The sequence below is a fragment of the Paenibacillus sp. GCM10012306 genome (assembly GCF_042649265.1).
Taxonomy (GTDB): domain Bacteria; phylum Bacillota; class Bacilli; order Paenibacillales; family Paenibacillaceae; genus Paenibacillus_AQ.
The window spans coordinates 242,930-265,590 of sequence record NZ_JBHRYW010000001.1 but is presented as its reverse complement, the minus strand read 5'-3'; the positions used below and the strand labels follow the sequence as shown (position 1 = coordinate 265,590).

Genomic DNA, 22,661 nt, shown 5'->3' with positions numbered 1-22,661 from the left:
CCGATCAAATGTATTGACGTTTGATCGGGGCCGCCTATTTTACGTTGAAGGTATAATACTCTAAGTGCTAATGTCTTGGAAGAACTACGTAGCTTGAGCCTACCGTTGCTGTCCAGCTCACAGAACCATTTTCGTCCCGCGTAACGTCTACCGGCTGTCCGTTGCAGGCGATTTCCAGATCGCCAGCACCAGATACACGCAGCGTGCACTCCCCATCGCTCCGGGCATGAATGACTGCCTGATCCAGCGTTCCCCGACTCCAGACCATATCCACGTCATAGCCGCCTCTCGCCCGCAATCCTCGCACCTCACCCTCGGCCCATGCCTTCGGAAGTGCCGGAAGCAGATGCAGCTCTCTGTTATGGCTTTGCAGCAGCATTTCAGAAATCCCGGCTGCGCCGCCAAAATTCCCATCAATTTGGAAAGGCGGATGATTGTCGAGCAGGTTCGGTAGCGTGGAATGAGCCAGCAGTGCCTGGACATTCTCCCACGCCTTCTCTCCATCCGCAAGCCTAGCCCAGAGATTGATAATCCAGGCCCGGCTCCAGCCGGTGTGACCCCCGCCGTGCGCCAGCCGCCGCTCCAGCGTCACTCGCGCCGCCTTCATCCATTCCGGCGTTTCACTTTCGGAGAAACGGGTACCGGGATGCAGCGCGAACAGATGCGAGATATGCCGATGACCCGGCTCGGCCTCTTCATAATCCTCCAGCCATTCCTGCAGTTGTCCATATCTGCCGATCTCCGGCTGTGGCAGTCGTTCGCGCAGCGTATGCAGCCGCCCGGCGAAAGCGTCATCAACCTCCAGAATGTTCGCTGCCTCGATGCAAGCGCTGAACAACTCATGCAGAATCTGGCTGTCCATCGATGGGCCCACACAGAGAATTCCCGCCCTGCCATCCGGCAGCAGATATGTATTCTCCGGGGAGACCGATGGCACGGTAACCATACGCCCGTCTGGCAGCTCCGTCAAATAGTCTTCGAAGAACTCGGCTGCCTCTTTAAGAATCAGGTATATACGTTCCAGGAAGGCAGCGTCCCTGCCGAATTGGTAATGCTCCCACAAATGTAAGGACAGCCAGGCCGCGCCCATCACCCAGTAAGTTGCCGGAATATACAGATCCTGCGGCGCCGTATCGCCCCAAAGATCCGTATTGTGATGAGCTGCAAAGCCTTTGCAGCCATACATATCCCGGGCCGTTACTCTGCCCGGCTCCCGCATGCGCTCAATCATATCGAACAGAGGTTCATGGCAATCCGCCAGATTACCTGATTCTGCAATCCAGTAATTCATCTGGGTGTTGATATTGATCGTATATTTGCTGTCCCATGGAGGCAGAAACTGCTCATTCCAGATCCCTTGCAGCGTAGTCGGCAAGGAGCCGGGTCTACTGGAAGCTACTAGTAGGTAGCGCCCGAATTGGTAATAGAGCGCGATTAGGCCCAAGTCCTCTTCACCGCTGCGGATACGCTCCAGGCGGGCATCCGTTGGCAGGTCATCCCCCTGCAATGAGCTCCCTTCCACCGCTGCTCCAAGCCGGATCGACACCCGTCCCATCACGGACTCCATGTCCAGCGTATGTCGTTCCCTTAGTGCGGCATATTCCATTCCCCCTGCCTGATCCGCAGTCTTCAAAGCTTGCAGCTCCGGTTGGGGGTAGCGATAGGAGGTTGCCGCCGTCAGGTACAGGATCACACAGTCTGCCTGCTCAACTACGACATGTTCTCCAATAATAGCCGCCTTACCTCCACCCTCGGCTTTTACACACAGCACGGTGCGGAAATCCACACCACCTGCGCCGCCCTCGTTTCCCCGCATGACCAGCGTTTGATCATCGGCTTGAACAAGCTCGTCATAGTAGCGATTGTTACTTCCCCGCTTTAACCGGGCTTTGAAGCTCACTGCTCCCGGCACATTAGCCGTGATGCGCATCACCAACACCTGATCGGGATGGCTGACGAAGAGCTCCCGCTCATAACTCACACCATCCGCTTCATAACGTACACTTGCGATTCCATGGTCCAAATTCAATTGACGTGAATAGTCCGTGATTTCTCTGCCATGTTCAAACGCCAGCGCCAGTTCTCCCAGCGGAACGTAATGGCGCTGGCTTTCAGGAACACCCGACAAGGCTAGCACAGCCAGCTCCTGCGCTTTTTCTACCTCGCCCCGCAGCAATAGCCCCCGGATCTCCTCCAGATTAGCCTTGGCATCCGGATTATTGCGATTCCGCGGACCACCGTACCACAGACTGTCTTCATTCAGCGCGATCCTTTCCTCCAGCGGATCACCATAAATCATCGCTCCAAGCCGGCCATTACCTACAGGAATGGCGTTCTCCCATCGGTCAGCCGGGGAGGTAAACCATAACCGTTGGCAACCGTTCCCTATTACCTGTGAAGCTGAACTCATGTGAAGATTCTCCTCTCGCATTGCTCTATTTTTTCAAGTATAGATTGAACTTAGGATTATCAAATGGGGTAAAGTCGTCATTGCAGAGAATGTTTGGACTTCCGGCCGCTGTTATCTCCAGATTTCTTGGGATTGTACCACTATTCGCGGATAAAATCTGGAGACAGCCTATGCTTTCGATGCCAGCTTTCCTGCGGAAAGCTTTCAGGCAGACTCTTCGCTCCTACAGTTCCAAAATTCTCCTCCATTCCGTTCCCCTTATGTTAAATTCTTCAACTCAGTCTATATACAAAAAAATATCCATCCTCCCTAACCAGTAGCAGGCGAATTCTCCTGCAGCGACAGCTCACGATATGCCGAAGGTGTCAGACCCACCTGCTTCTTGAAGGCGGAATAAAAGTGGCTGCTGTTGGTATAACCGCACAGTTCGGCCACATCGCCCACCCGGTACTCATCGCTACGCAGCAGTTCCTTGGCCTTGTCTATGCGGACCTTGCGGATATACTCACTGGAATTGATCCCTGTGACCTCTTTGAAAATCTTTGATAAATAATTAGGCGTATAGCCGGCCCGCTCGGCCAGAACCTCAACACTCAAGTTATTGTCGTTATAGTTCAGCTGGATGAATTGCATAATCTCTTCGACCTTGCGGTAGAACTTGTTCTCCTTCAATTGCTTGATACTGTCCAGGCTGCTACTGTAATGATCGAATTGTCTAAGCAGCCAATCCATGGCCTGCTCCAGCGTCTCCATCTCAGTAAAGATCAGATTCAATTCCCCATACAGCACGCCAAGACGTTTGTTCTCGTCGTTAATGGTCTGATTCATCTGGGTGATGCAGACCAGAAAGAGATGGAACAGTGCCTGAATCGCGTCAGAGTATACGAATCCTTTTAGCACATAGGCTGCACCCGCCAAACTCTCCTGGAACCCAGCTCTGTCGTTCATAGAAATACAAGAGATCAGCTTCTTCTCCATCTCCGCCGGAAGTCCGTAACTGCGTGTAAGCATCTCTTCGACCTCTGCCTGGTGGATAATCCGTCCGTATCCTAGCACAAACCGCTGCTGAAGCATCTCTAGACCCTGAGCATAGGCCAGCGTGCAATCCCGATCCTGCCGTACATCGCTAAGTCCGATACTGACCGTAATCCCATGCGAAGCAATAAACCGTTGAATACTCTCCAATAGATCCAGCAGATCCTCGAAGCCTTCCGTTCCTCCCTCGCTCTCATTAAGCAAAACAGCGATTTCTCCCTTGGGCATCCTTACAGCCTCATAAGGGTAATCGTTATGCAGCCGTTGACTGATGCTCTCGAACAGCAGCGATTCGAACAGGGCTGCTTCCTTTCCATCTAACTGTGAATAGGCATCGATCCTGAACAGGCACAGACGGAACGTATCCAGACAAACCCCAAGTCCGTAATCGCCCCCTTGAACGTCTGCTCGTTCGTCGTTTCCCCCATCGGTCAGTAAGCTACGCAAATAAGTCTCCTTCACAATCCGCTGATTGCTCCGATTCTCGTTTTCCAGCGAACGCATATGCAGCAGCGTTTCTGTATACACCGATTGAATAAAAGAGATATCGCCGGTATTTCCACCCTCCACCTGGAACGGGGAGCGTTTGAACAATTCCGTCAACTTCTCCACTGGGATGTAGAGCCTCTTGGAAATTAGAAAAATAGCAGCAAGGCACATCAGGAGCACACTCGTACAGACGACCAGAAAGCCATTGCGTTTATCCTGAATAGGCTTGACCAGCGTGGAATAGGGTGCCTTGCTCAAGATATACCAGCCAGTGCTTTGATTTTGCACAAAAGCGATGAGCGATCGTGACCCTCCCTCCTTGTCGGAGAGGTTGCCCTTGGAGTCAGATTGTTGCAACACATTGGCAAAAGCAGAGGTGTCCTTGATATCCCCGCCAATCTTCTCCGGGTCTGTATGTGCGAGCAGCGTTCCCTGAGTGTCAGCAATCAGCAGTTCATTGCCTGAATTCGCCAGGTAATCATGAATAAACAAATTCTCGTCTAAATTAATGATCACCGTCTGCTGTTCACCATTGATGTTAAGGTTCGTATATTCGATACTGATCGTGTAATCCTTCTTATTGGTCAAAAAGTCTTGCTTATTACCGGACGGAACCAGCCGGGTTAAATAAACGGTCCGATTGCTGCCCACACTTTTGCGGTATGTGGAGCCCTGCTTTAAGAAGCCTGCGGCATCAAAGCCAAGCTCTCCCTCGCAAATGAATTCTTTGATCGTTGAGTTGTAAACAAAAATGGAGTGGATGTAGGGATTGATTTGGCGAATATTGCGGATCTGGATGCGGGCTTGGTTACTCGTTAAGGCATCGCTGCTGCTTAACGCTAGGAAGTAATTGATGTTGTCATTGATCTCCAAATTCAGAAAGATCTGATCCATCTCCCGGAAGAGATTGTCGATATTTCCGCTTAAAGTTTCGAGTCCCTTGATTTGTTCCCGTGATAGCTGATTAAAGAGCGTCTTGGAGTACAGGTTGGAAAAAACAAGGGTCATCGTAACGACAAGAATCATCGTCAATGCTGTGAAGGATAACAGCATCCGGACAAACAGTGAATCCCGCCTGAGCTTTGCCACCGATAGCTCCCTCTCTCTCTTTAAGCGCTTTCATATATTGGACTCCAGTATAGACGAAAAGGATCGCGAATGGCAATGAATATCGCCACCCGCGATGGTCATTTGGATACAATAAGATTAAGTCAACCTAGTTTGCTGCGAGGAATTCATCCAGTTGTTTTTGGACCTCAGCCACAATCTTGTCGGTTCCGGCATCCTTCTCCTTGGCGATAAAATTGGCAACATCTTTATCCACGTCCTTGATGTTGATTCCGCACATCAGCAGATTGCCCAGTTCACTGCGCAGCTGCTCCCGCTTTGCTGCCTCGGTCTTGATCGCTGTCTGGTCAGGCACGAAGTATTTGACCGTCGACGTAATCTGGTTCGGACGATTAATGAAGGCATCGTAAGTCTCATAGTATTTTGGTGTATGCTGCTCGTCATACTTCTGGAATTCCTTGCGCCAGAAGCCCCACTGTCCCGGCCAATCAAGATAGTTGGTTGGCTGGCCGTTACCTTGCCCATCCATATACTTCACGTTATCGCCATCCAGCTTGTAGGTCTTATCCAAAATGCCATAAATCACAGCATCATACACCTTCTGATTCGTGGACAGCTCCTCCAGGAACATGAGCACCCGCTCCGGGTTGGCTGCATTCTTATTGATCGCTACAATATTATCCAGCGGTGAAGCAATAACCCATTTCTTGTCTGGATAGAATTCCGACCAAGTCTTCACAGCTCCTTCCGCTTCCACGGACGGCTTGAACGTATTAGGGTTCTCCAGAATCCCACCGTCAATCTGGTTGATAGCAGAGCTCAGTGTTCCGGCCGAGAAGTCGCCTTCCGTTCCTTTGGTCGCCAGAAGGTTGCGCGGAATCAGGCCATCCTCGTTCCACTTTTTCGCATAGGTTACGAGTTCCTTGAAGGCTTCAGTCTGCTCCCACGGAATGACCTTGTGCTCGGGATCATCAATCTTGACGACTAGACCCATAGAATTCAGGTTCTCGTATTCATATTTCTGCAGGAACACCTGGGCGACATCACTGTACCAGCTATCCGGCCGCCAGGAGATGGGCAGAATTTGCGGTGAAGCCTTTTTGGCAGCATGGAGATACTCATCCAGCTCTTCCACCGTTTCTACCTTGTCTTTCATGTAGCCGCCTTTTTTCGCCAGATCACCCCGGTACCAGACAATCGGCTTGATGCTTTTCTTCAGTGTCCAAGGCGCCCCGTACACCCGGCCCTTGACCCGGATCGGGTCCAGTAGATTCTGTTTATTGTAAGTTTCGGTCAGCTTGGGTGCATATTTTGGCAGTAGATCTGTGATATCCAGATAAGAACCACGATTCATAGCATTAGGGAAATCATTCCAGTTCGCATCAAAATTAAGATCATAATTATCGCCAGATGCCTGAAGCAGCTTCATTTTATCCTTATAGTCATTCCAGTTGACAAAATTAATCTCGAACTTGGCATTCAAAGTATCCTTGGTCAGCTCCGACACATACGACCATACCTCATCGGTCGCCTGCGGCTTATCTCCCGGGAAATAAAAGCGCAGCGTAACAGGCTTCAGCTCTGCCTTTTGTCCTTCGCTTGTCTTTGTACCTTCTGTTTTGCTTGGGGTGCTTGCATTCTCTTTGTCACCGCCGCCGCAGCCCGCGAGCAGCCCTCCTGCCAGCAGCACCGTCAGTCCCAGCGCAGCCGTTCTCTTCCCTTTGACCATTGACGTTCCCCCTATTAACAATTTTGTGAATATGCTCAGCGGCAGTATTGCCGTTCAAGCCTTCATCAACCCGCCAAATCTGTGAATGTCTCACCCTTTAATTGCCCCCAACATCAATCCTTTAACGAAATACTTCTGGAGGAACGGGTACAGAAAAATAATCGGACCAATCGTAATCATCGTGGCAGCCATCTTGATACTTTCGCGCGGCATCATCTGGTCAGCAGTCGTTGCCAGCACGCTGGAATTGGCCAGATAATCCACATTCGAGATAATGGTCCGTAAGAGCAGCTGCAGCGGCTGCAGCTCTATCTTGTCGATCAGCATCAGCCCCAGCCACCAATCATTCCAGTAGCCCAGAGCGATAAACAAGCCGACAGAGGCAAACACCGGTGTAGATAATGGCACAATGATGGAGATCAACGTTCGGAACTCTCCTGAGCCGTCGATTTTGGCTGATTCATGCATTTCCTCCGGGATCGAGGAGAAGTAGCTGCGCATCAGGAACACATTGAAGCCGTTAACCATCGACGGTAGAATCAATGCGGCCATATTGTTATGAAGATGTAGATATTTGACGCAGATGATATACCATGGAACCATGCCACCGCTGAAGAGCATTGTGAGCAACACGTAACCAGAGATAAAATTACGGTATTTCAACCTGCGCAGCGACATTGGGTAAGCAATCATGGCGGTAATCGCCAGACTGGCGATGGTACCAATCACCGTGACCAGACTCGTGACCTTGTAGCCATTCAGGATCACACTCATCCGCTGGAACAAATACTGGTATGCCGCAAAGTCGAAATTCTTCGGAAACAGATTATACCCGCTGGTGAGAATGTCCATTTCCCGGGTCATAGAGCTGGATAGAATAATGACGAACGGGATGACACAGAACAGGGCAATCAGCGTGACGATCAGATTTAGAACCGCTTGGCCCCAGGAAAAGGATGTGCTGATTTTCATGCAAGTACCTCCATTATGCACCTCATTTTTTTAAAAGAGCGCTGCGTCGCTTTCATACTTGCGGGCCAGTCTGTTGCTGACATAGACAAGCACGAAGGCCAGTACCGACTGATAGAAGTTCGCCGCTGCAGCCATCCCCATATCCCCAGCCCCCTTCAGACTGCGGAAGACAAAGGTGTCGATGACATCCACCGTAGAATAGATCTGCGAGTTATCGCCGACAAGGGAGTAGAACATTCCAAAATCTGAGTTCATAATATGGCCGATGCCAAGCAGTGTCAGCACAATAATGGTTGGACGCAGCATCGGAATGGTAATATGAATGATCTGCCTGAACTTCGTAGCCCCATCAATCCGGGCCGATTCATACAGTGTGTTGTCAATCCCCATCAGGGTAGCCAGGTAGATGATGCTGTTATAGCCGATACTTTTCCATATAAAAATTATGGCGATTATAAAAGGCCAAGCCATCGGACGCGAATACCAGTCAATCTTATCAAAGCCCCACCTCACCAGTAGCTCGCTCAACATTCCGTGCTCATAGCTCAGGATATTGTAAGCGAACACGCCCACCACAATCCATGAGATAAAGTACGGAAGCAGCGTTAGCGATTGAGACACCCGCTTGAACCAGACCGACCGGATCTCATTAAAGAGGATCGCCAGCGCCACATTAAGGAAGGTACCCAGTGCGATGAATAATAAATTCAGTAGAATCGTATTCCGGGTCACCCGAACCCAATTGGAGGAAGTGAAGAAGTATTGGAAATTCTCATAGATCGGATGGGCCCAGGAGCTGCGAAATATCCCCGTGCTTAAATTGAAATCTTTGAATGCGATAATGATGCCGACCATCGGAAAATAACTGAATACCAGCAGCAGTAGCATCGCAGGCAAGGTCATCAAATACAGGACCTTATGTTTATTCAGTTCTTTGAGCAAAGTGGAACCCCCTCTACATTTCGTGAATCCGCTTACAAATGGAATGCTATCACAGCCATAACCCATTTTAAACTTTCGATTACTGTGATTTTGTTAACATTTCTACGATATAGAGCCATCAATTGCTATGATTTTATTGCTTTTTCGTGTTGTTTCCCCGAAACTTTATAGGCGATCTTATTATTGTTATACTGGGACAATCCTACTTAAGAATGCTAGGACAGCTTAGCCCCAGTGGTCTCAAAAAGGCGAAGGCGATACTCAAGGATGTATTTTTCACTTCATTTAATGATGTTTAAAATGACTTCCCCCGCTTCTCCCCCAAATTGCTCACGGTGTCCTCATGGACACATGAAGGACATACCCGCAGGTTATACTTTTTTCCAAGCTGAATTAAAAGAGGGATTACATGAATAAAAAAGTGCTTCTCGTTGAGGATGAAATCCGTATTCGTGAAGTCATTGCCGACTATTTCATACAAAGTGATTGGGAAGTCTACGAAGCTGGTGACGGTCAGGAAGCCTTGCTCTGCTTCGATGATCTACAGCCGGACCTCCTGATCCTGGATATCATGATGCCGAAAATCGACGGTTGGGAAGTATGCCGTCAGGTGCGCAGCCGCTCAGAGGTGCCGATTATTCTGCTGACGGCCAAATCAGGCGAGGATGACAAAATACTGGGCTTTGAACTGGGCGCCGACGATTATGTTACCAAGCCGTTTAGTCCCAAGGTGCTCGTAGCCCGGGCGAATGTGCTGATGAAAAGAGTCGAGGGTCTTTCCAAAGCTCAGCCATCACTCTTAACGTTTGGCAGCGCGGTGCTGAATACGATGGCCCGTCGGCTGGAAGTGAACCAGGTGGAAGTCGAACTGGCCCCCAAGGAGTATGAGTTGCTTCTTTATTTAATCAAAAACAAAGGGATTGTTATCTCGCGCGATACCGTGCTTGACCGGATCTGGGGCTTGGATTTTGAAGGCGATTCACGTGTGGTAGATACCCATATCAAAAAATTGCGGAGCAAGCTCGGAACGGAATCACGTCATATCCGTACTGTAATCGGTACCGGCTATAAGTTCGAGGAGGAAGAATGAAGAAACGTGGCGTCACCTATAAGCTGTTTATCATGACCGTTGTTTTTTTCCTGTGCTTCTACGGCATGGTGATCCTTAGCCAAATGCTGTTCTTCGAAGGCTTCTACGAGAACCAGAAAATCTCCCGGGTAGAAAATCATTTGAAGGCCTACGCCGCAAACTACGCCTCCCTAGAGAATCGGAGCATGAGTCAAATTTCCAAGGATACGGCCAAGTTCATCATTCAGAACAAAAGCCAGCTGGCCATTCTGACCCTGGAAGGCAAAGTGAAGCTGGGCGACCCCTTTCATATCACGTTGAAAAAAGAAAACGGGCAGCTGGTTACGATCAACCTGTCCCTTTTTATGAATATGTATGGCACCGAGCTGAAGGATGCTCGGATTCAGCTGGGCGACCATCTAACCGTCTTAGGTGAGAACGATGTCGTTGAAGAATCGCAGATACATGTGCTTTATCCGATCAACATTCACAAGCAAGGCGAAGCGGTGGTCGGAGAACCTCCTGCACAAACGCTAACCGAGGAAGCAGAGATTGGGAAAGCAGAGACCATCACGGGCACAGTTACAGAAATTGTGCTCCCTGATCTGAAGACATGGAACCCCCGTCAGGTTCTGATGCTATCTGCTATGGAGGAGTGGTTCCCTCTGAATCCAACCATACTTGAGAAGCTGAAAAACCTGGAGGTTCAGCAAGACGAATGGACAGAGCCCTGGACCGGGGTCCGCAGTTCCGTCATCATCTACCCTGTGAAGATGAAGAATGGCGACATTGATCTGTTGTTCACAGTGACTTCACTTCAGGAGGTTAGTGAGACGAATCAGGCTCTGCAGTGGTTCTATGTCTATCTCGGCATTGGCGGCTTCATTCTGATTCTGTTCCTCTCTCTCTTCTTCTCTAAAATTGTGACCCGTCCGCTCATCTCGATTAACAATGCGGCGAAACGAATGGTCAATCTTGACTTCAGCGTTCACGAGCCGATCCGGCAAAATGACGAATTGGGCAGTCTTTCAACCAGCATGCACACCCTCTCCCGCAAGCTGGACAGCGCGCTTAGGGAGCTTCAAGAAGCCAATCAGCAGCTAGTGAATGATATGACAGAAAAACAAAAAATGGAGATCGCCCAACAGGAATTCTTCGCCAATGCATCACATGAGCTGAAGACCCCCATCAGCATTATCAAGGGCTTCGCGGAAGGGTTGCAGGACGGGGTGAGCGCTGGCAAGCAGGATCACTACATCGGCGTCATTATCGAGGAATCGGACAAGATGGAAATGCTTGTTCAAGACATGCTGAATCTAGCTACCTTGCAATCTGACACCCTTAAGCTCCGCAAAACAACCTATATGCTCAGCGAGCTGGTAGAAGATGTGATGGGGAAGCTGGTCTATTTATTGAAGCAAAAAAATCTTGAAGCTGTAATCATCCCTTCCAATGAGCTCCCGCTGTATGGGGATTTGAGGTGGATGGAACAGGTAGTATCCAACCTGGTTACCAATGCGATCCGGCATGCGGTGGAAGGCAGTACGATTACAATCGGAATCAAGGGCTTGGAAGGCTCCTCTATTTTCTCCATAGAGAATACGGGCGAGCAAATCCCGGAGCATCAATTGGAGCATATCTGGGAGCGGTTTTTCCGGGCAGAGCCTTCGCGTAGTCGCCAGACTGGCGGGACGGGACTTGGGCTTGCCATCGTCAAGCGGATTCTGGATCTGCACGGCTGCCAGTATGTAGCGGAGAACACAGGGAGTGGCGTAAGAATCGTCATTACCTTTGATCATTAATTATTATCTTTTTTTTAAAACGAAAGGCGTGAAAATAAACATGAAATGGATTTGGTTACCCTCAGCATGTACTGTAATCAACTTGGGGGCAGGGGCATTATCATTATTTTTTACCATTCGTGAACAATATATGGTCGCATTCGCACTGGTGATGGTGGCCGCGATATGTGATGTGCTGGATGGTTTGCTGGCTCGGCTGCTGCATTGTCCCAGTGATTTTGGCAAACAGTTGGACTCACTCGCAGATATCGTCTCCTTCGGAATTGCCCCGGTATTTCTGATCTTGCTGTACAAGCTGGAGGATTCCATGTGGCTCGGTCCCCTCGCTGCGGTTGTATTCCTGGTATGCGGGGCGCTCCGGTTGGCAAGATTTAATATAAGCGTTCCCGTCAAAGGGTTCGTCGGTCTGCCCATTACCGCTGCTGGCGTGATCCTGTCACTTACAGCTTTACTAGGTGACCGGTTGAAGCCTGAAATGACACTGCTTGTGATGGGCCTGCTGTCTGTTCTGATGATAAGCAGAATTCCATTTCCATCCTTTAAAAAAACTTACGCCAGGAAGTGATTACAGCATGGCATGGATTATGGATATGATCACCCAATATGGATATTTCGCGATTTTTGCGCTGCTGGCGCTCGGAATTATAGGTATTCCGGTTCCCGATGAAATTCTAATGCTATTCGTAGGCTATCTGTGTTCTGTAATGGTGCTTGATTTCTCGATCTCCGTGCTAGTCTGTTTCACTGGGGCAATCACTGGTATGGTCACTAGTTATACCTTGGGCAAAAAGCTGGGGCAGCCACTGGTTGACAAGCATGGCAAGTGGATCGGCCTAACGGCCAAACGATTTGAGATCGTGAAGCGCTGGTTCGCAAAGTTTGGTCTCTGGACAATCCTGCTCGGGTACTTCATTCCAGGGTTGAGACATGCTACTAGCTACATCTCCGGAATTAGTGCCATGCCCTTTCGAAAATATTTCCTCACCGCAAGCCTGGGGTCGATGGTGTGGGTTCTGATATTCACCTCTATCGGTTATTATATGGGGGCGAATATGTCGTTTGGCGTTTAACACAAAAGAAACTGCAAGTAGAAAGCTCTGAGTTGCCGGTCAAATACTCTGTAAAGAGATACAGGCCGGCAATTTGATTGTTGAAATGAACCACTGCTTGAAAATGATTTATATTTCCTTACAAGTATCATAATTACTGCATATACCAAAAGTATGCCTCCGATACCCTCACTTAATAATTCAACACTGGTGGATACAGTTACTCCAAAGCCTTTATATAGTGTTGAAGGAATCAAACATATGAATACCCCCAAACACAGCCCTGCATAAGGTTTTGCCATAAAATTATTGAATTTTTCCCCATTTATATTCAATTCACTTCCAACCTCCTATTTCTTCTGAACAATTTGGTGTCTGTTGTGGGTTCTGGTGTTCACCTCCCCTGGTACGAAAAAGAAAACGAACAGTCCGTCTTTTATTGACAGGTAGCTCTATTTATCCTTAGAATAAAAGGAAGCTATCGGCTTGAAAGGAGGCGTTTGTTATTCGTAAAGGTGAGAAAACCAAGCAATTTGTTATCGAAAAAACTTCCCTGCTACTGAATCAGCGCGGGTACTTGTCCACTTCCCTTGCCGAGGTTACTGAAGCTACCGGACTGCAAAAGGGCGGACTCTATAATCATTTTAGAGACAAAGAAGATCTGATGATCGAGTCGTTCAAATACAACTGCACACTGATTAATGAACGAATGGAGCCAGCCATCGCCTCGGCATCAACAACAGCAGGCAAGCTGAACGCTTTTGTCGAGATTTATCTCGACCTTGATTTCCCAGGTGGCTGCCCTATTGCCAATGCCGCTGTGGAAGCCGAGGCTGTCTCCCCTCCCCTGTTCCAGCATGCACAAGAGGCGATGGAGAGACTACTGGACCTTTTAGTAGATATTATCAACACCGGTATGAATCAGGGGGAATTCAGAGCAGATGCCAATCCCCGTGATACAGCCATCGTCATTCTCTCGTTGATCGAGGGTGGACTGCTCATGAACAAGCTTTTGCCATTCTCTCCGTTGCAAATGATTAAGGATCAGGTCACTCGTTATGTAGATGAGGCGTTGAAATAAACATTTGTTGTCAATAAAAAGAGCCCTTACGGTTTCAACCGTAAGGGCTCTTGTGCTGATAGCACGACCGTGGCAAGGCTTACTCCGCCATCAACGATACCTTTTCCCACGCCACGACTTCCTCGATTCTTTTGCCCAGCTCATCCCGAATACTATAAGATGCCATAGAACCCACCGGGAAATGCAGGGGTGGATTCTCACTGTTGATCATAGCAATAATGGATTCTACCGCTTTACCTTGATCGCCTTTTTTCAAGGCGTCATAGCTCTTGTTGAAGGCGTCATACACCGGTGCGTATTCGTCGGTGGATTTGCTTTGTTTTTGGGAAGATCCCATAAATTCCGTCAAGAACACTCCCGGCTCCACAATCGTTGTCTTGATTCCGAACATAGCCAGCTCGGCAGCCATCGCCTTGGAGAAACCCTCGACTGCAAATTTCGATGCCGCATAGATGCTGTAAGTAGGTACGGCCCATACGCCAAAAATAGAAGAAATATTCACATAATGCCCCGAATTTTGCTTTTTGAAAACCGGAAGGGTTGCCCGGATAACATCCAACATACCGAACACGTTCACATCAAACTGATCTCTGATCTGCTCATCCGTGTACTCCTCCAACATGCCGAACAAACCGTAACCGGCGTTATTGACAACAATATCAATTCTGCCGAATCTGTCTATAGCCTCTTGAACAGCAGCTTCAATCTCGTCCTTCTTCGTGACATCCAGTTTGGCAATATGGACATTCTCGGGGGATTTCTCCTTCAAGTCGACGATGGAATCAATATTCCGTGCGGTAGCGACGATTTTATCGCCTGTATTCAGCAATTGCTCCACAAACTTGCGCCCAAACCCTGTCGACGTTCCTGTAATAAACCATACTCTGCTCATTCTTAACCTCTCCTTATGCTTTATGATATGTTGTAACACTTGTTTTTAAAATAAAAGACAGACCGTTCATATTTTTAATTATAGATAGGACGACTATTAAAGTCAAACGCAATTCATCTGGCCCCGAAGGGTAACATTCCTACCGACGGCTCTGTTCTCTTCACACGCGAACATACGTATGGTAGGATACCTATAAAAAGCATTCGAAGGAGAGAGGTTACGATGAAAAGTGTAGCTGTGTTTTGCGGATCGAGTGAAGGTGCTTCTCCAGTCTATAGAGAAGGCGCGCAGAAATTGGGACATGAACTCGCAGAGCGTAACATTACCCTGATCTACGGTGGAGCCAGTGTAGGACTGATGGGAGCCGTAGCGGATGCAGTATTAGAGAAAGGCGGGAAGGTTGTCGGCGTTCTGCCACATTTTCTGCAGACCCGGGAAATTGCCCACAATCACTTAACGGAGCTAATTGTTGTCGATTCGATGCATGAACGCAAAGCAAAGATGGCCGAACTCGCTGATGGCTTCATTGCTTTGCCGGGAGGACCAGGTACGCTGGAAGAATACTTCGAGATTTTCACATGGGGGCAGCTTGGACTTCACGAGAAGCCACTGGGGCTCTTAAACATCGAACAATACTATGACGCTTTGATTAACATGTTTGATCATATCGCTGCCGAGAAATTCATGCAGGAAAAATATCGTTCCATGGTGCTCGTCGATACTACGGCCAAGGGAATCCTAGATCAGTTCGATGCATACAATGCACCGGCGGTCAAAACCTATCTCACCGAAAACCGGACTTAAGCGGCAGTCACGCAGTCCCAAGTGAACGTTATTGACGAAGAAGTTGTCCCAAAAGGGATTTGAACCTTTGTGCGTCGCTTGTAGCGCAGAATGGTGGATTGGTCAGACTCCATGCAGCTCCTCAGATCCTCAGATCCTCAGATCTTCACATCCTAACTTGGGAACTGGGATCTGGGAACTGGGCTTGGCTCTGATTTAACAGGAAAATATACCGTTAATTCTCCCCTTTCCAGCGTTTTGCCCGGATTAAAGGGAATTTCTCCCGTTATTTTTCCCCTTTATCAGAAAATCGAAGGGTATCTTAGAGAACAACGGGAATTTTTCCTGTTATTTTTTTGGAACACGCTATTTTCGAAAAATTAACGGGAGTATTTCCAGTTATTTAAGCGCTGCATACTCGCAACACCCATTTTGACTTAAGTGGATCTGCACGCCTGAAGGCTAAGGGTTTGGGTTTGGGTTTGGGTTTGGGTTTGGGTTTGGGTTTGGGTTTGGGTTTGGGTTTCACTCTGGCTCTGGCTTTCGTTTACCCGTCCCGTGAATCGTCGACCACTAATAGAACATAGCGGACTTAGGCTTCCTCCTGAGTACCGCCATGTTCTATTTTCGCTTTATTTTTTAGCAGATAGGCTTCTTATCAAGAAATATACCTATTTTTGCGGTAGCCACTTAACTATGAACTCCTAGCGAATTGGTGCATGCTAAACTTCAGTCTCTTTCTCCGCCCAACGCTTTGCTTCATCCGATTCAGTGAGATTGGAGAAGAACGACCGATACGAGACGTCGCCGCTGCCACCTAATTGAGCATTCTTCAAATCCAGGTAGCGAATGTTCAGGCTCCTTACAGCCTCTTCGTCCATAATGGCCTCTACGGCCTCTTTCTTGACATTCTCATCCCATAGGACCTGGAATTCATAACGTTTAATTTCCGGGAAGAAGTTGTTCACATTCCAGGCATAGTCCACCATCGAGCGATAAATATCCTCTTTAATAGGCGAAGAACCCACTTCAGGCACAAACGTAAAATGGAGCGTGTACTGATCTTTCGAACCGTCGATTGTGAATTTTTACACAAACCTAAAGTGATCTCGAGTGTAGAATTCCACTTTACTGGTGATAAAATCTTTCTGTGACCTCATTTCGCCTGCTTCTAAAACAGACTTGGAATTGGCTTGTGAACATGCAGAGATAAACATCAGCATGAGTATTACCATAAGTACATTCAGGAATCTGTTCATAAGTTCCCCCTTCCTATTTTATATTCTCATGAACATCAAAATTTCACCAATTAGTATCAACGAAGCAAAAACACCCCCTGGAACTCTATCAGATAAACCAAAGGTTTATTCCAATGTCTATTCTAAGGGGTGCTCTTCAATTACTATTAGATAGCAGATGAATTCATTGAGGTTAAGGTCAATACGTCCGACACTAAGCCTACCGACGACGCTTTAATTTGGATATTTCCTGCCTGATCCAATGACTGTACGATGGCTAGAGCATAGCCGTTGAACACGCTCCTGGCATTCCCTTTATCCGATTCATGGCACCCGGGGTCACCATTCCCCAGCCCCAGCAGCTTGCCCTCCCCTGAAATTTGAAACTGAATCAGGTTATTGGCAACAGGCACTACTCTCCCCGCTGTATCTCTTACTGTTACGGTGATTATGGATACATCTTGACCGTCAGCCATAAGCTCTGTCCCGTCAGCCTCCAGATGAATAGCATACGCTTCGGTTGTAGTTTCTTTCCGCTCTCTCGCTACTTCCATACCGTCCCGGTAAGCAACAGCTTCGAGCACACCCGGTTCATAGACGACCTGCCATGATAATGTATGTTCTCCTGCTTCCACTTCCGCTTTCTTAATACCTAAGCTTTGTCCGTTCAATACCAGTTCAACCTCACTGCAATTGGTATACACGCGGACCTCCACCGGCTGTCCCGCCCGTTCGGACCAATTCCAATGCGGCATTAGATGAACTATGGGCTCATCCTTCCAGATCGATTGATAGAAATAATAAGAATCCTTAGCAAAACCGCAGTAATCGAGGATACCGAAATGCGATGTCACAGACGGCCACTGGAATGGTGTCGTCTCTCCGCGATAATCCTGTCCACATGAACAAACCTCCCGTAAAACGGTTATCCAGATAGTAGCGCCAGCTTTGCTCAGGTGTCGACGTTCCGCCCGCCCCGCCCAGGTTGCCTACATCCATCTCCTTGCCTGACATCGTATATTTAGAGCCGTAGCTGGAGCAGCGCCCGCCCCCTGGATCATCCTCATAGACCCCTCTCGTAGAGAAGAAGGAGACATTCTCCGTATTCAGCACCTTGGCCTGCGGATGGTCATGGAACCACTCTCCGATCGATTGGTTACCATTTATAGACTCAGCATAGTTAACGCCGTTCACATCAATCTCGATTCCATCCTGACTTAAGCAGGCCACCGTAAGGGGACGGGTAGGATCGATTTTTGTAGCCAGCTCCCGTATGCGCTTGAGCATTCGCTTGGCTTGATAGCTCCCGCTGATCTTCTCCTCATTGCCGAGACTCCACATAAAAATACTGGGATGATTGCGGTCACGGTACAACATCGATTTCAATTCCTCAAGCTTGATCTCCGTACTTTCCATCACACGGTTCTCGTTCATGACCAGCATTCCGAGTCTGTCACAGGCCTCCAGCAGTTCCGGCGCCGGGGGATGATGGGCACAGCGATAAGCATTGCAGCCCATTTCCAGCAGCCGTTTGATTTTGTATTCATGTACACGATCCGGCAGTGCGATGCCTACACCTGCGAAATCCTGATGATTGCAAGTGCCTTTTAGTAGTACGTACTCGCCGTTCAGATATAACCCGTCCTGACGGTATTCCACCGTGCGTATGCCTGTAACCGTCCGGTACGTATCGACGATACAGCCCTCATGTAGCAGTTCGGTTACAACCTCATATAAATGTGGTGTGCTCAGTGACCAGAGCTGCGGATACGAGACTTGAAGTGATTGTAGCGTTGTTAATTTATCAAGTCCACCTGTTGTACAATCCGTCTCTGTTGTAGAGGACAGCTTGCCGTTCCTATCCAAAATACTTGTACGAATGCGATAATCCATCGTCCGTGAATACTCGTTACTTATCGTCGTTTCCACTGTAATCGCAGCCGTCTCATTCTTTACCCAGTCGGTTCTGACAAAGGTTCCCCAGCGGTCGACATGGAGATAATCATGTTTGGTTAACCACACATGACGATAGATGCCTCCGCCTTCGTACCACCAGCCTTCCTCTCCGCCGGTGGTATCCGTCCGAACCAGGATGACATTATCCCCCTCAGCTTCTCCGTATTTCAGCAGATCAGTAATGTCATAATGGAAGCTGGTATACCCGCTAAGATGATCGCCAACGAAGCACCCATTTACCCAAACTGAGCTGGCCCGCATGACACCGTCAAACTCGATGACGATTTTCTTACCTTCGTCTTTCTGCGGAATTTGGAACACTTTGCGGTAATAGCCCACACCACCCGGCAAATATCCCTGAAACGCTGCTCCATGTTCCTCCTGGCTATAGGGTTGCTCTAATCTCCAATCATGCGGCAAATCTACACTAACCCAGCCTGTATGCTTGTCTCCTGGTGTATCCGATCCGTAAATTTGCGAAATTTCAAAATGAGGATCACCCATTAATTTCCGAATAACATCCTGGGTGATACGCGCGGCTTCACCCATAGCGAAAGGCTCATGCCGCTCTTCCTCAAGCGCATTGGTCAAGCCAGCTATCATCCCTGCTTTCTTAACCGTCTTCACGATCTTTCCTACCTCACCAAAATGAAACATCCAGTTTGTATCAAAATTCTCCCTGGTCCGCATACGCTTTTGACTCCTTCTGCACTGTACCCATTATTTCTGAGTCTTCGCCCATTCATCAAGCTGTTTTTGCTTCTCGCTGATAATCTTGTCGCTGCCTGCTGCTTTTAGCTTTTCAATAAACTTCGGCAAATTTTCTGCCGGGTCAAGCGTACCTGTCTCCAGTCCCACTCTAAACTCTGAGAGTACGTTATTGACTGCCGCCATTTCAGTTTTTACATTGTCCACATTGAAGCTGAAGCCCAGCGCCTTGGATTTCTTGGCACCCCTATTGAACTTGTCCATCTTGTTCCAGATATCCGGATCTTCTGTTGTCCAGGTGTAGGACAAGAATTGGTTACCGAACAGATACGGCGTACCGAAGTTATAGCCCAGGCTCTGAATATCTACGCCTTGCGGATAATCAATCACATTGTCGGACTTCTTCACATAATGCTTGCCTTCAATACCCCAAGTGAACAGATTGTACAACTCTTTATCAGAGTACAGCAGGTTCAGAAGCTTCATCGCTTTTTCGGGATTCTGCGAATTTACCGGAATGGACCACATAATGCCTGTGATGGAATCAGTCGTAGCATAAGCCGGTGTAAGGCGAACTACTGTCATTTCTTTGCCGCTCTTACGGGAGGCTTCAATTTCGGATCCTGGCTTAAGGTTGGAAAAGTAAGCGAAGGCCTTGCCCGCCTTCACCATTTCTCTACCATCCTGCTTGCTTGTCCCCGCGTCTTTCAGCATAAATCCTTGCTGGTACCATCTGCGCAACGTGCTCAGTTGTTCTGCGTATTTCGGCGTTTCATAGAAGTCAACGACCTTCATGTTGTTATCAAAATCCGGCAGAACCCCTACCCCTCCACCGAGAGGGTCGTACGTGATATATCCCGCGTCGAACGGAGCCGTACCAGGATTCTTGGCCACCAGTGGTACTATCGCCGGTTCTTTATCTTTAATCACCTGGAAGACCGCGTCCAGATCATTAATGTTTTTGATATTGGCTGCGTCGATATGATATTTGTCCAGAAGATCCTTACGCATCAAGATACCGTAGTCAGAGGCAAGATCTCTTACTGGCGTAACACCGTAGATCTTGCCGTCAACTTTGGAAGCCGAGAGCTGGGAAGGATCCAACGCTTTTTTGATCCCCTCTCCGTCTTTGTCCAGCAGGTCGTCGAGTGGTGTCAATTGCCCTTTAGCCACTTGTGTACTGTAATTGAATAAGGAAGACGTGAACATCAAATCTATCTTTTCATTACTGGCAAGCATCAGGTTCGTTTGCTGAGCCCAGTTACTCACTGCAATGGGCAGCAATTTGACGGTGGCATTGATTTTGGACTGGATGAGCTTGTTCATTTCACTCTGTACTTCCTGCATGTCCTTCTGTTCATTGCCGAAGAAAGCCATGGTCACTTCATAAGGAGCTTCATTCTTTCCATCTGTTGATGCACCTTCCCCGCCGGCTTTCTTTGTGCTGCAGCCAGATAGCACCATCGTTGCTGAAATAGCCAACGTCAAAACACTGTACACTGCTTTTTTCCCTCTTCTGTTCATCCCTGAAGCCTCCCTATTGATTTCCTTATTTATGCTAACCAGTGTCATACTGGACATAGCCTTAGCCTTTCACTGCACCTACTGTAAGTCCTTTGACAAAGAATCTTTGAAAGAATGGATAAGCTACCACAATCGGAATGACACCGATCACCGCCATCGCCATCCGTACGGTTTCCATTGGCGCATTGGAAGACACGTCAGCTTGGCTACTACCAAAATTGCTGCTCGCCAAAAATTGAATATCCAGCAATATCCGGTTCAACAGGTTCTGCAGGCTGAACAGGCTGCTATCCGTAACGTAGATCATTCCGTTAAACCAGTCATTCCAGTAGTTAATCGATTGAAATAATCCAACGGTCGCCAGAATCGGCAGGGAAAGCGGTAGCACAATCCGGATAAAAGTACCAAGTTCACCTGCACCGTCTATTTTGGCCGACTCAATAACGGGTTCAGGAATCGATGTCACGAAGAAGGTACGCATCAGCATGACATAGAAGGCATTCATCAGCAGTCCTGGCACGATAAGGGCCCAGATTGTATTTTTCATATCAAGCAGTTGTGTATACACCAGATAGGTCGGTACCAGACCGCCATTGAACAACATCGTGAAGAATACGAAGAATGACCACAGGTTACGAAACGGTAAATTGGGCCGTGATAAAGGATAGGCCAGCAGAGCTGTCAGAACCAGGCCGCAAGCCGTTCCCACTACTGTAATGAAAATCGTGATCCCGTAAGCATGCAGGATGCCCGAAGCATCATTTAGCAAGTATTCATAAGCAGCAAAGCTGATCTTCTCCGGGAAGAAGGAATAACCATGTTGATAAATGGCCTGCTCATCGGTTATAGAAGATGTCAATAACAGGACAAAAGGAAGGATACATACACAGGCGGTCAGCATCAGAATGCTATTGATTCCCCATTGCCACATCAAATTTCTTGTTTTCAATACTTTCCCTCCTTTAGAACAAGGCGTTGTCTTTGTTGAATTTCTTCACCACATAATTGGAGATAAAGACGAGCATAAAACCGACTAAGGACTGATACAGCCCGGCTGCCGAAGACATTCCGATATCTCCAAGTGTCATCAGTGCGCGATAGACATAGGTGTCAATAACGTTCGTGGTCGATTGCAGGGCTCCCGTGTTGAGCGGCACTTGATAGAACAGGCCAAAGTCGGAGTAGAAGATGCGCCCGATCTGCAGTAACGTCATTACCGTGACCACCGGCATGATTAGCGGGAAGGTAATGCTCTTGATCTGTCTCCATTTGCCCGCCCCATCGATCGTGGCAGCCTCGTAATACTCCTGATCAATCCCGATGATTGCAGCCAGATAGATTACACACAGATAACCTGCACTCTTCCAGCTGTGTACAAAGGTCAAAATGTAAGGCCAGTATTTCGCCTCGCTGTACCAGGAAATTTCGGATATTCCGAACATCGGCAGAATGCTCTTGTTGAGGAGTCCGCTGTCCATACTGAACACCGCAAAGGTCAGGTACCCAATAATCACCATCGAGATCAGATACGGGAGCAGAATGACACTTTGGTAAAAACGGGATAAGAAGCGCTGCTTCACCTCGTTCAGCAAGACGGCTAAGCCGACCGCAATAAATAGATTAAGAATAATAAAGACACCATTGTAAAGAATCGTGTTTCTTGTAATAACGAAGGCATCCGATGTCTTGAAGAGATATTCAAAGTTCTTGAAACCAACCCAATCACTGCCGAAAATGCCCTTGGTATAGTTGAAGTCCTTGAATGCAATGACCACTCCAAACATGGGTAAGTAATTGTTGATTACAAGGTAAAAGATTCCCGGCAGCATCATTAGAAGCAGCACGCCGGATTTCCTGACTCTGCTTTTCCTTTTGTCTGCAGTTGATGATTTTGTCATGTGGCCTACCCTTTCT

The 22,661-nt window shown here is 48.2% G+C and carries 19 protein-coding genes; 6 read left to right on the top strand and 13 right to left on the bottom strand.

The genetic code is table 11. The annotated features are described in order from the left end of the window. Positions 1 to 67 precede the first annotated feature (67 nt). The 5 genes from ACFORK_RS01190 to ACFORK_RS01170 form a co-directional block, all read right to left on the bottom strand. Positions 68 to 2,410 carry a glycoside hydrolase family 95 protein gene (locus ACFORK_RS01190; RefSeq protein WP_379194778.1) on the bottom strand — a complete coding sequence of 781 codons (2,343 nt, stop codon included), beginning with the start codon at positions 2,408 to 2,410 and terminating at the stop codon, positions 68 to 70. Positions 2,411 to 2,719: 309 nt separating this feature from the next. Continuing rightward, positions 2,720 to 5,023, bottom strand: a complete 2,304-nt coding sequence (locus ACFORK_RS01185; protein ID WP_379194775.1) for an AraC family transcriptional regulator — start codon at positions 5,021 to 5,023, stop codon at positions 2,720 to 2,722. 127 nt (positions 5,024 to 5,150) lie between these two features. Next, on the bottom strand, positions 5,151 to 6,731 hold the full coding sequence (locus tag ACFORK_RS01180) for a DUF3502 domain-containing protein (RefSeq protein WP_379194773.1): 1,581 nt from the start codon (positions 6,729 to 6,731) through the stop codon (positions 5,151 to 5,153). Between the two features lie 90 nt (positions 6,732 to 6,821). Further along, the gene (locus ACFORK_RS01175) at positions 6,822 to 7,703 is read right to left on the bottom strand and encodes a carbohydrate ABC transporter permease (protein ID WP_379194771.1); all 882 of its coding nucleotides are present in this window, start codon (positions 7,701 to 7,703) and stop codon (positions 6,822 to 6,824) included. Between the two features lie 30 nt (positions 7,704 to 7,733). Then, positions 7,734 to 8,645 (bottom strand): ABC transporter permease, encoded by a 912-nt coding sequence (locus ACFORK_RS01170; RefSeq protein ID WP_379194769.1) that lies wholly within the window; start codon positions 8,643 to 8,645, stop codon positions 7,734 to 7,736. A 409-nt stretch (positions 8,646 to 9,054) separates the two neighbouring features. On the opposite strand from ACFORK_RS01170, the gene ACFORK_RS01165 reads away from it, so the two are divergent. The 4 genes from ACFORK_RS01165 to ACFORK_RS01150 are packed head-to-tail and all read left to right on the top strand — an operon-like array spanning position 9,055 to position 12,586. Further along, on the top strand, positions 9,055 to 9,735 hold the full coding sequence (locus ACFORK_RS01165) for a response regulator transcription factor (protein ID WP_379194767.1): 681 nt from the start codon (positions 9,055 to 9,057) through the stop codon (positions 9,733 to 9,735). Next, positions 9,732 to 11,516 carry a sensor histidine kinase gene (locus ACFORK_RS01160; RefSeq protein WP_379194765.1) on the top strand — a complete coding sequence of 595 codons (1,785 nt, stop codon included), beginning with the start codon at positions 9,732 to 9,734 and terminating at the stop codon, positions 11,514 to 11,516. Before ACFORK_RS01165 ends, ACFORK_RS01160 begins: the two co-directional genes overlap by 4 nt. A 40-nt stretch (positions 11,517 to 11,556) precedes the next feature. Then, positions 11,557 to 12,081, top strand: coding sequence for a CDP-diacylglycerol--serine O-phosphatidyltransferase (gene pssA, locus ACFORK_RS01155; RefSeq protein ID WP_379194763.1), 525 nt, complete (start codon positions 11,557 to 11,559; stop codon positions 12,079 to 12,081). A gap of 7 nt (positions 12,082 to 12,088) precedes the next feature. Further along, on the top strand, positions 12,089 to 12,586 hold the full coding sequence (locus ACFORK_RS01150; protein ID WP_379194761.1) for a DedA family protein: 498 nt from the start codon (positions 12,089 to 12,091) through the stop codon (positions 12,584 to 12,586). On the opposite strand, the gene ACFORK_RS01145 is transcribed toward ACFORK_RS01150, so the two are convergent. Beyond that, a complete protein-coding gene (locus tag ACFORK_RS01145) occupies positions 12,583 to 12,900 on the bottom strand; it encodes a hypothetical protein (protein ID WP_379194759.1) in 318 nt (105 codons plus the stop codon). The two genes, ACFORK_RS01150 and ACFORK_RS01145, sit on opposite strands and share 4 nt — an antisense overlap. Positions 12,901 to 13,070: 170 nt before the next feature. Between ACFORK_RS01145 and ACFORK_RS01140 the strand changes: the two genes are divergently transcribed. Beyond that, positions 13,071 to 13,646 (top strand): TetR/AcrR family transcriptional regulator, encoded by a 576-nt coding sequence (locus ACFORK_RS01140; protein ID WP_379195736.1) that lies wholly within the window; start codon positions 13,071 to 13,073, stop codon positions 13,644 to 13,646. A gap of 79 nt (positions 13,647 to 13,725) precedes the next feature. On the opposite strand, the gene ACFORK_RS01135 is transcribed toward ACFORK_RS01140, so the two are convergent. After that, on the bottom strand, positions 13,726 to 14,538 hold the full coding sequence (locus ACFORK_RS01135; protein WP_379194757.1) for an SDR family NAD(P)-dependent oxidoreductase: 813 nt from the start codon (positions 14,536 to 14,538) through the stop codon (positions 13,726 to 13,728). A 222-nt stretch (positions 14,539 to 14,760) separates the two neighbouring features. On the opposite strand from ACFORK_RS01135, the gene ACFORK_RS01130 reads away from it, so the two are divergent. Then, positions 14,761 to 15,342 carry an LOG family protein gene (locus tag ACFORK_RS01130; RefSeq protein WP_379194755.1) on the top strand — a complete coding sequence of 194 codons (582 nt, stop codon included), beginning with the start codon at positions 14,761 to 14,763 and terminating at the stop codon, positions 15,340 to 15,342. Positions 15,343 to 16,043: 701 nt separating this feature from the next. On the opposite strand, the gene ACFORK_RS01125 is transcribed toward ACFORK_RS01130, so the two are convergent. From ACFORK_RS01125 to ACFORK_RS01100, 6 genes are all read right to left on the bottom strand, one after another. Further along, positions 16,044 to 16,358 (bottom strand): hypothetical protein, encoded by a 315-nt coding sequence (locus tag ACFORK_RS01125; protein ID WP_379194752.1) that lies wholly within the window; start codon positions 16,356 to 16,358, stop codon positions 16,044 to 16,046. A 368-nt stretch (positions 16,359 to 16,726) separates the two neighbouring features. Next, entirely contained in the window at positions 16,727 to 17,413 is a 687-nt protein-coding gene (locus ACFORK_RS01120; RefSeq protein ID WP_379194750.1) for a DUF4982 domain-containing protein, read from the bottom strand. Then, positions 17,370 to 19,205, bottom strand: a complete 1,836-nt coding sequence (locus tag ACFORK_RS01115; protein WP_379194748.1) for a glycoside hydrolase family 2 TIM barrel-domain containing protein — start codon at positions 19,203 to 19,205, stop codon at positions 17,370 to 17,372. The genes ACFORK_RS01120 and ACFORK_RS01115 overlap by 44 nt, the downstream gene beginning before the upstream one ends. Positions 19,206 to 19,235: 30 nt before the next feature. Then, positions 19,236 to 20,747 carry an ABC transporter substrate-binding protein gene (locus tag ACFORK_RS01110; protein ID WP_379194746.1) on the bottom strand — a complete coding sequence of 504 codons (1,512 nt, stop codon included), beginning with the start codon at positions 20,745 to 20,747 and terminating at the stop codon, positions 19,236 to 19,238. 61 nt (positions 20,748 to 20,808) lie between these two features. Then, positions 20,809 to 21,696: a carbohydrate ABC transporter permease gene (locus ACFORK_RS01105; protein WP_379194744.1), complete on the bottom strand. Its 888-nt coding sequence runs from the start codon at positions 21,694 to 21,696 to the stop codon at positions 20,809 to 20,811. Between the two features lie 13 nt (positions 21,697 to 21,709). Further along, positions 21,710 to 22,645 carry an ABC transporter permease gene (locus tag ACFORK_RS01100; RefSeq protein WP_379194742.1) on the bottom strand — a complete coding sequence of 312 codons (936 nt, stop codon included), beginning with the start codon at positions 22,643 to 22,645 and terminating at the stop codon, positions 21,710 to 21,712. Positions 22,646 to 22,661 lie beyond the last annotated feature (16 nt).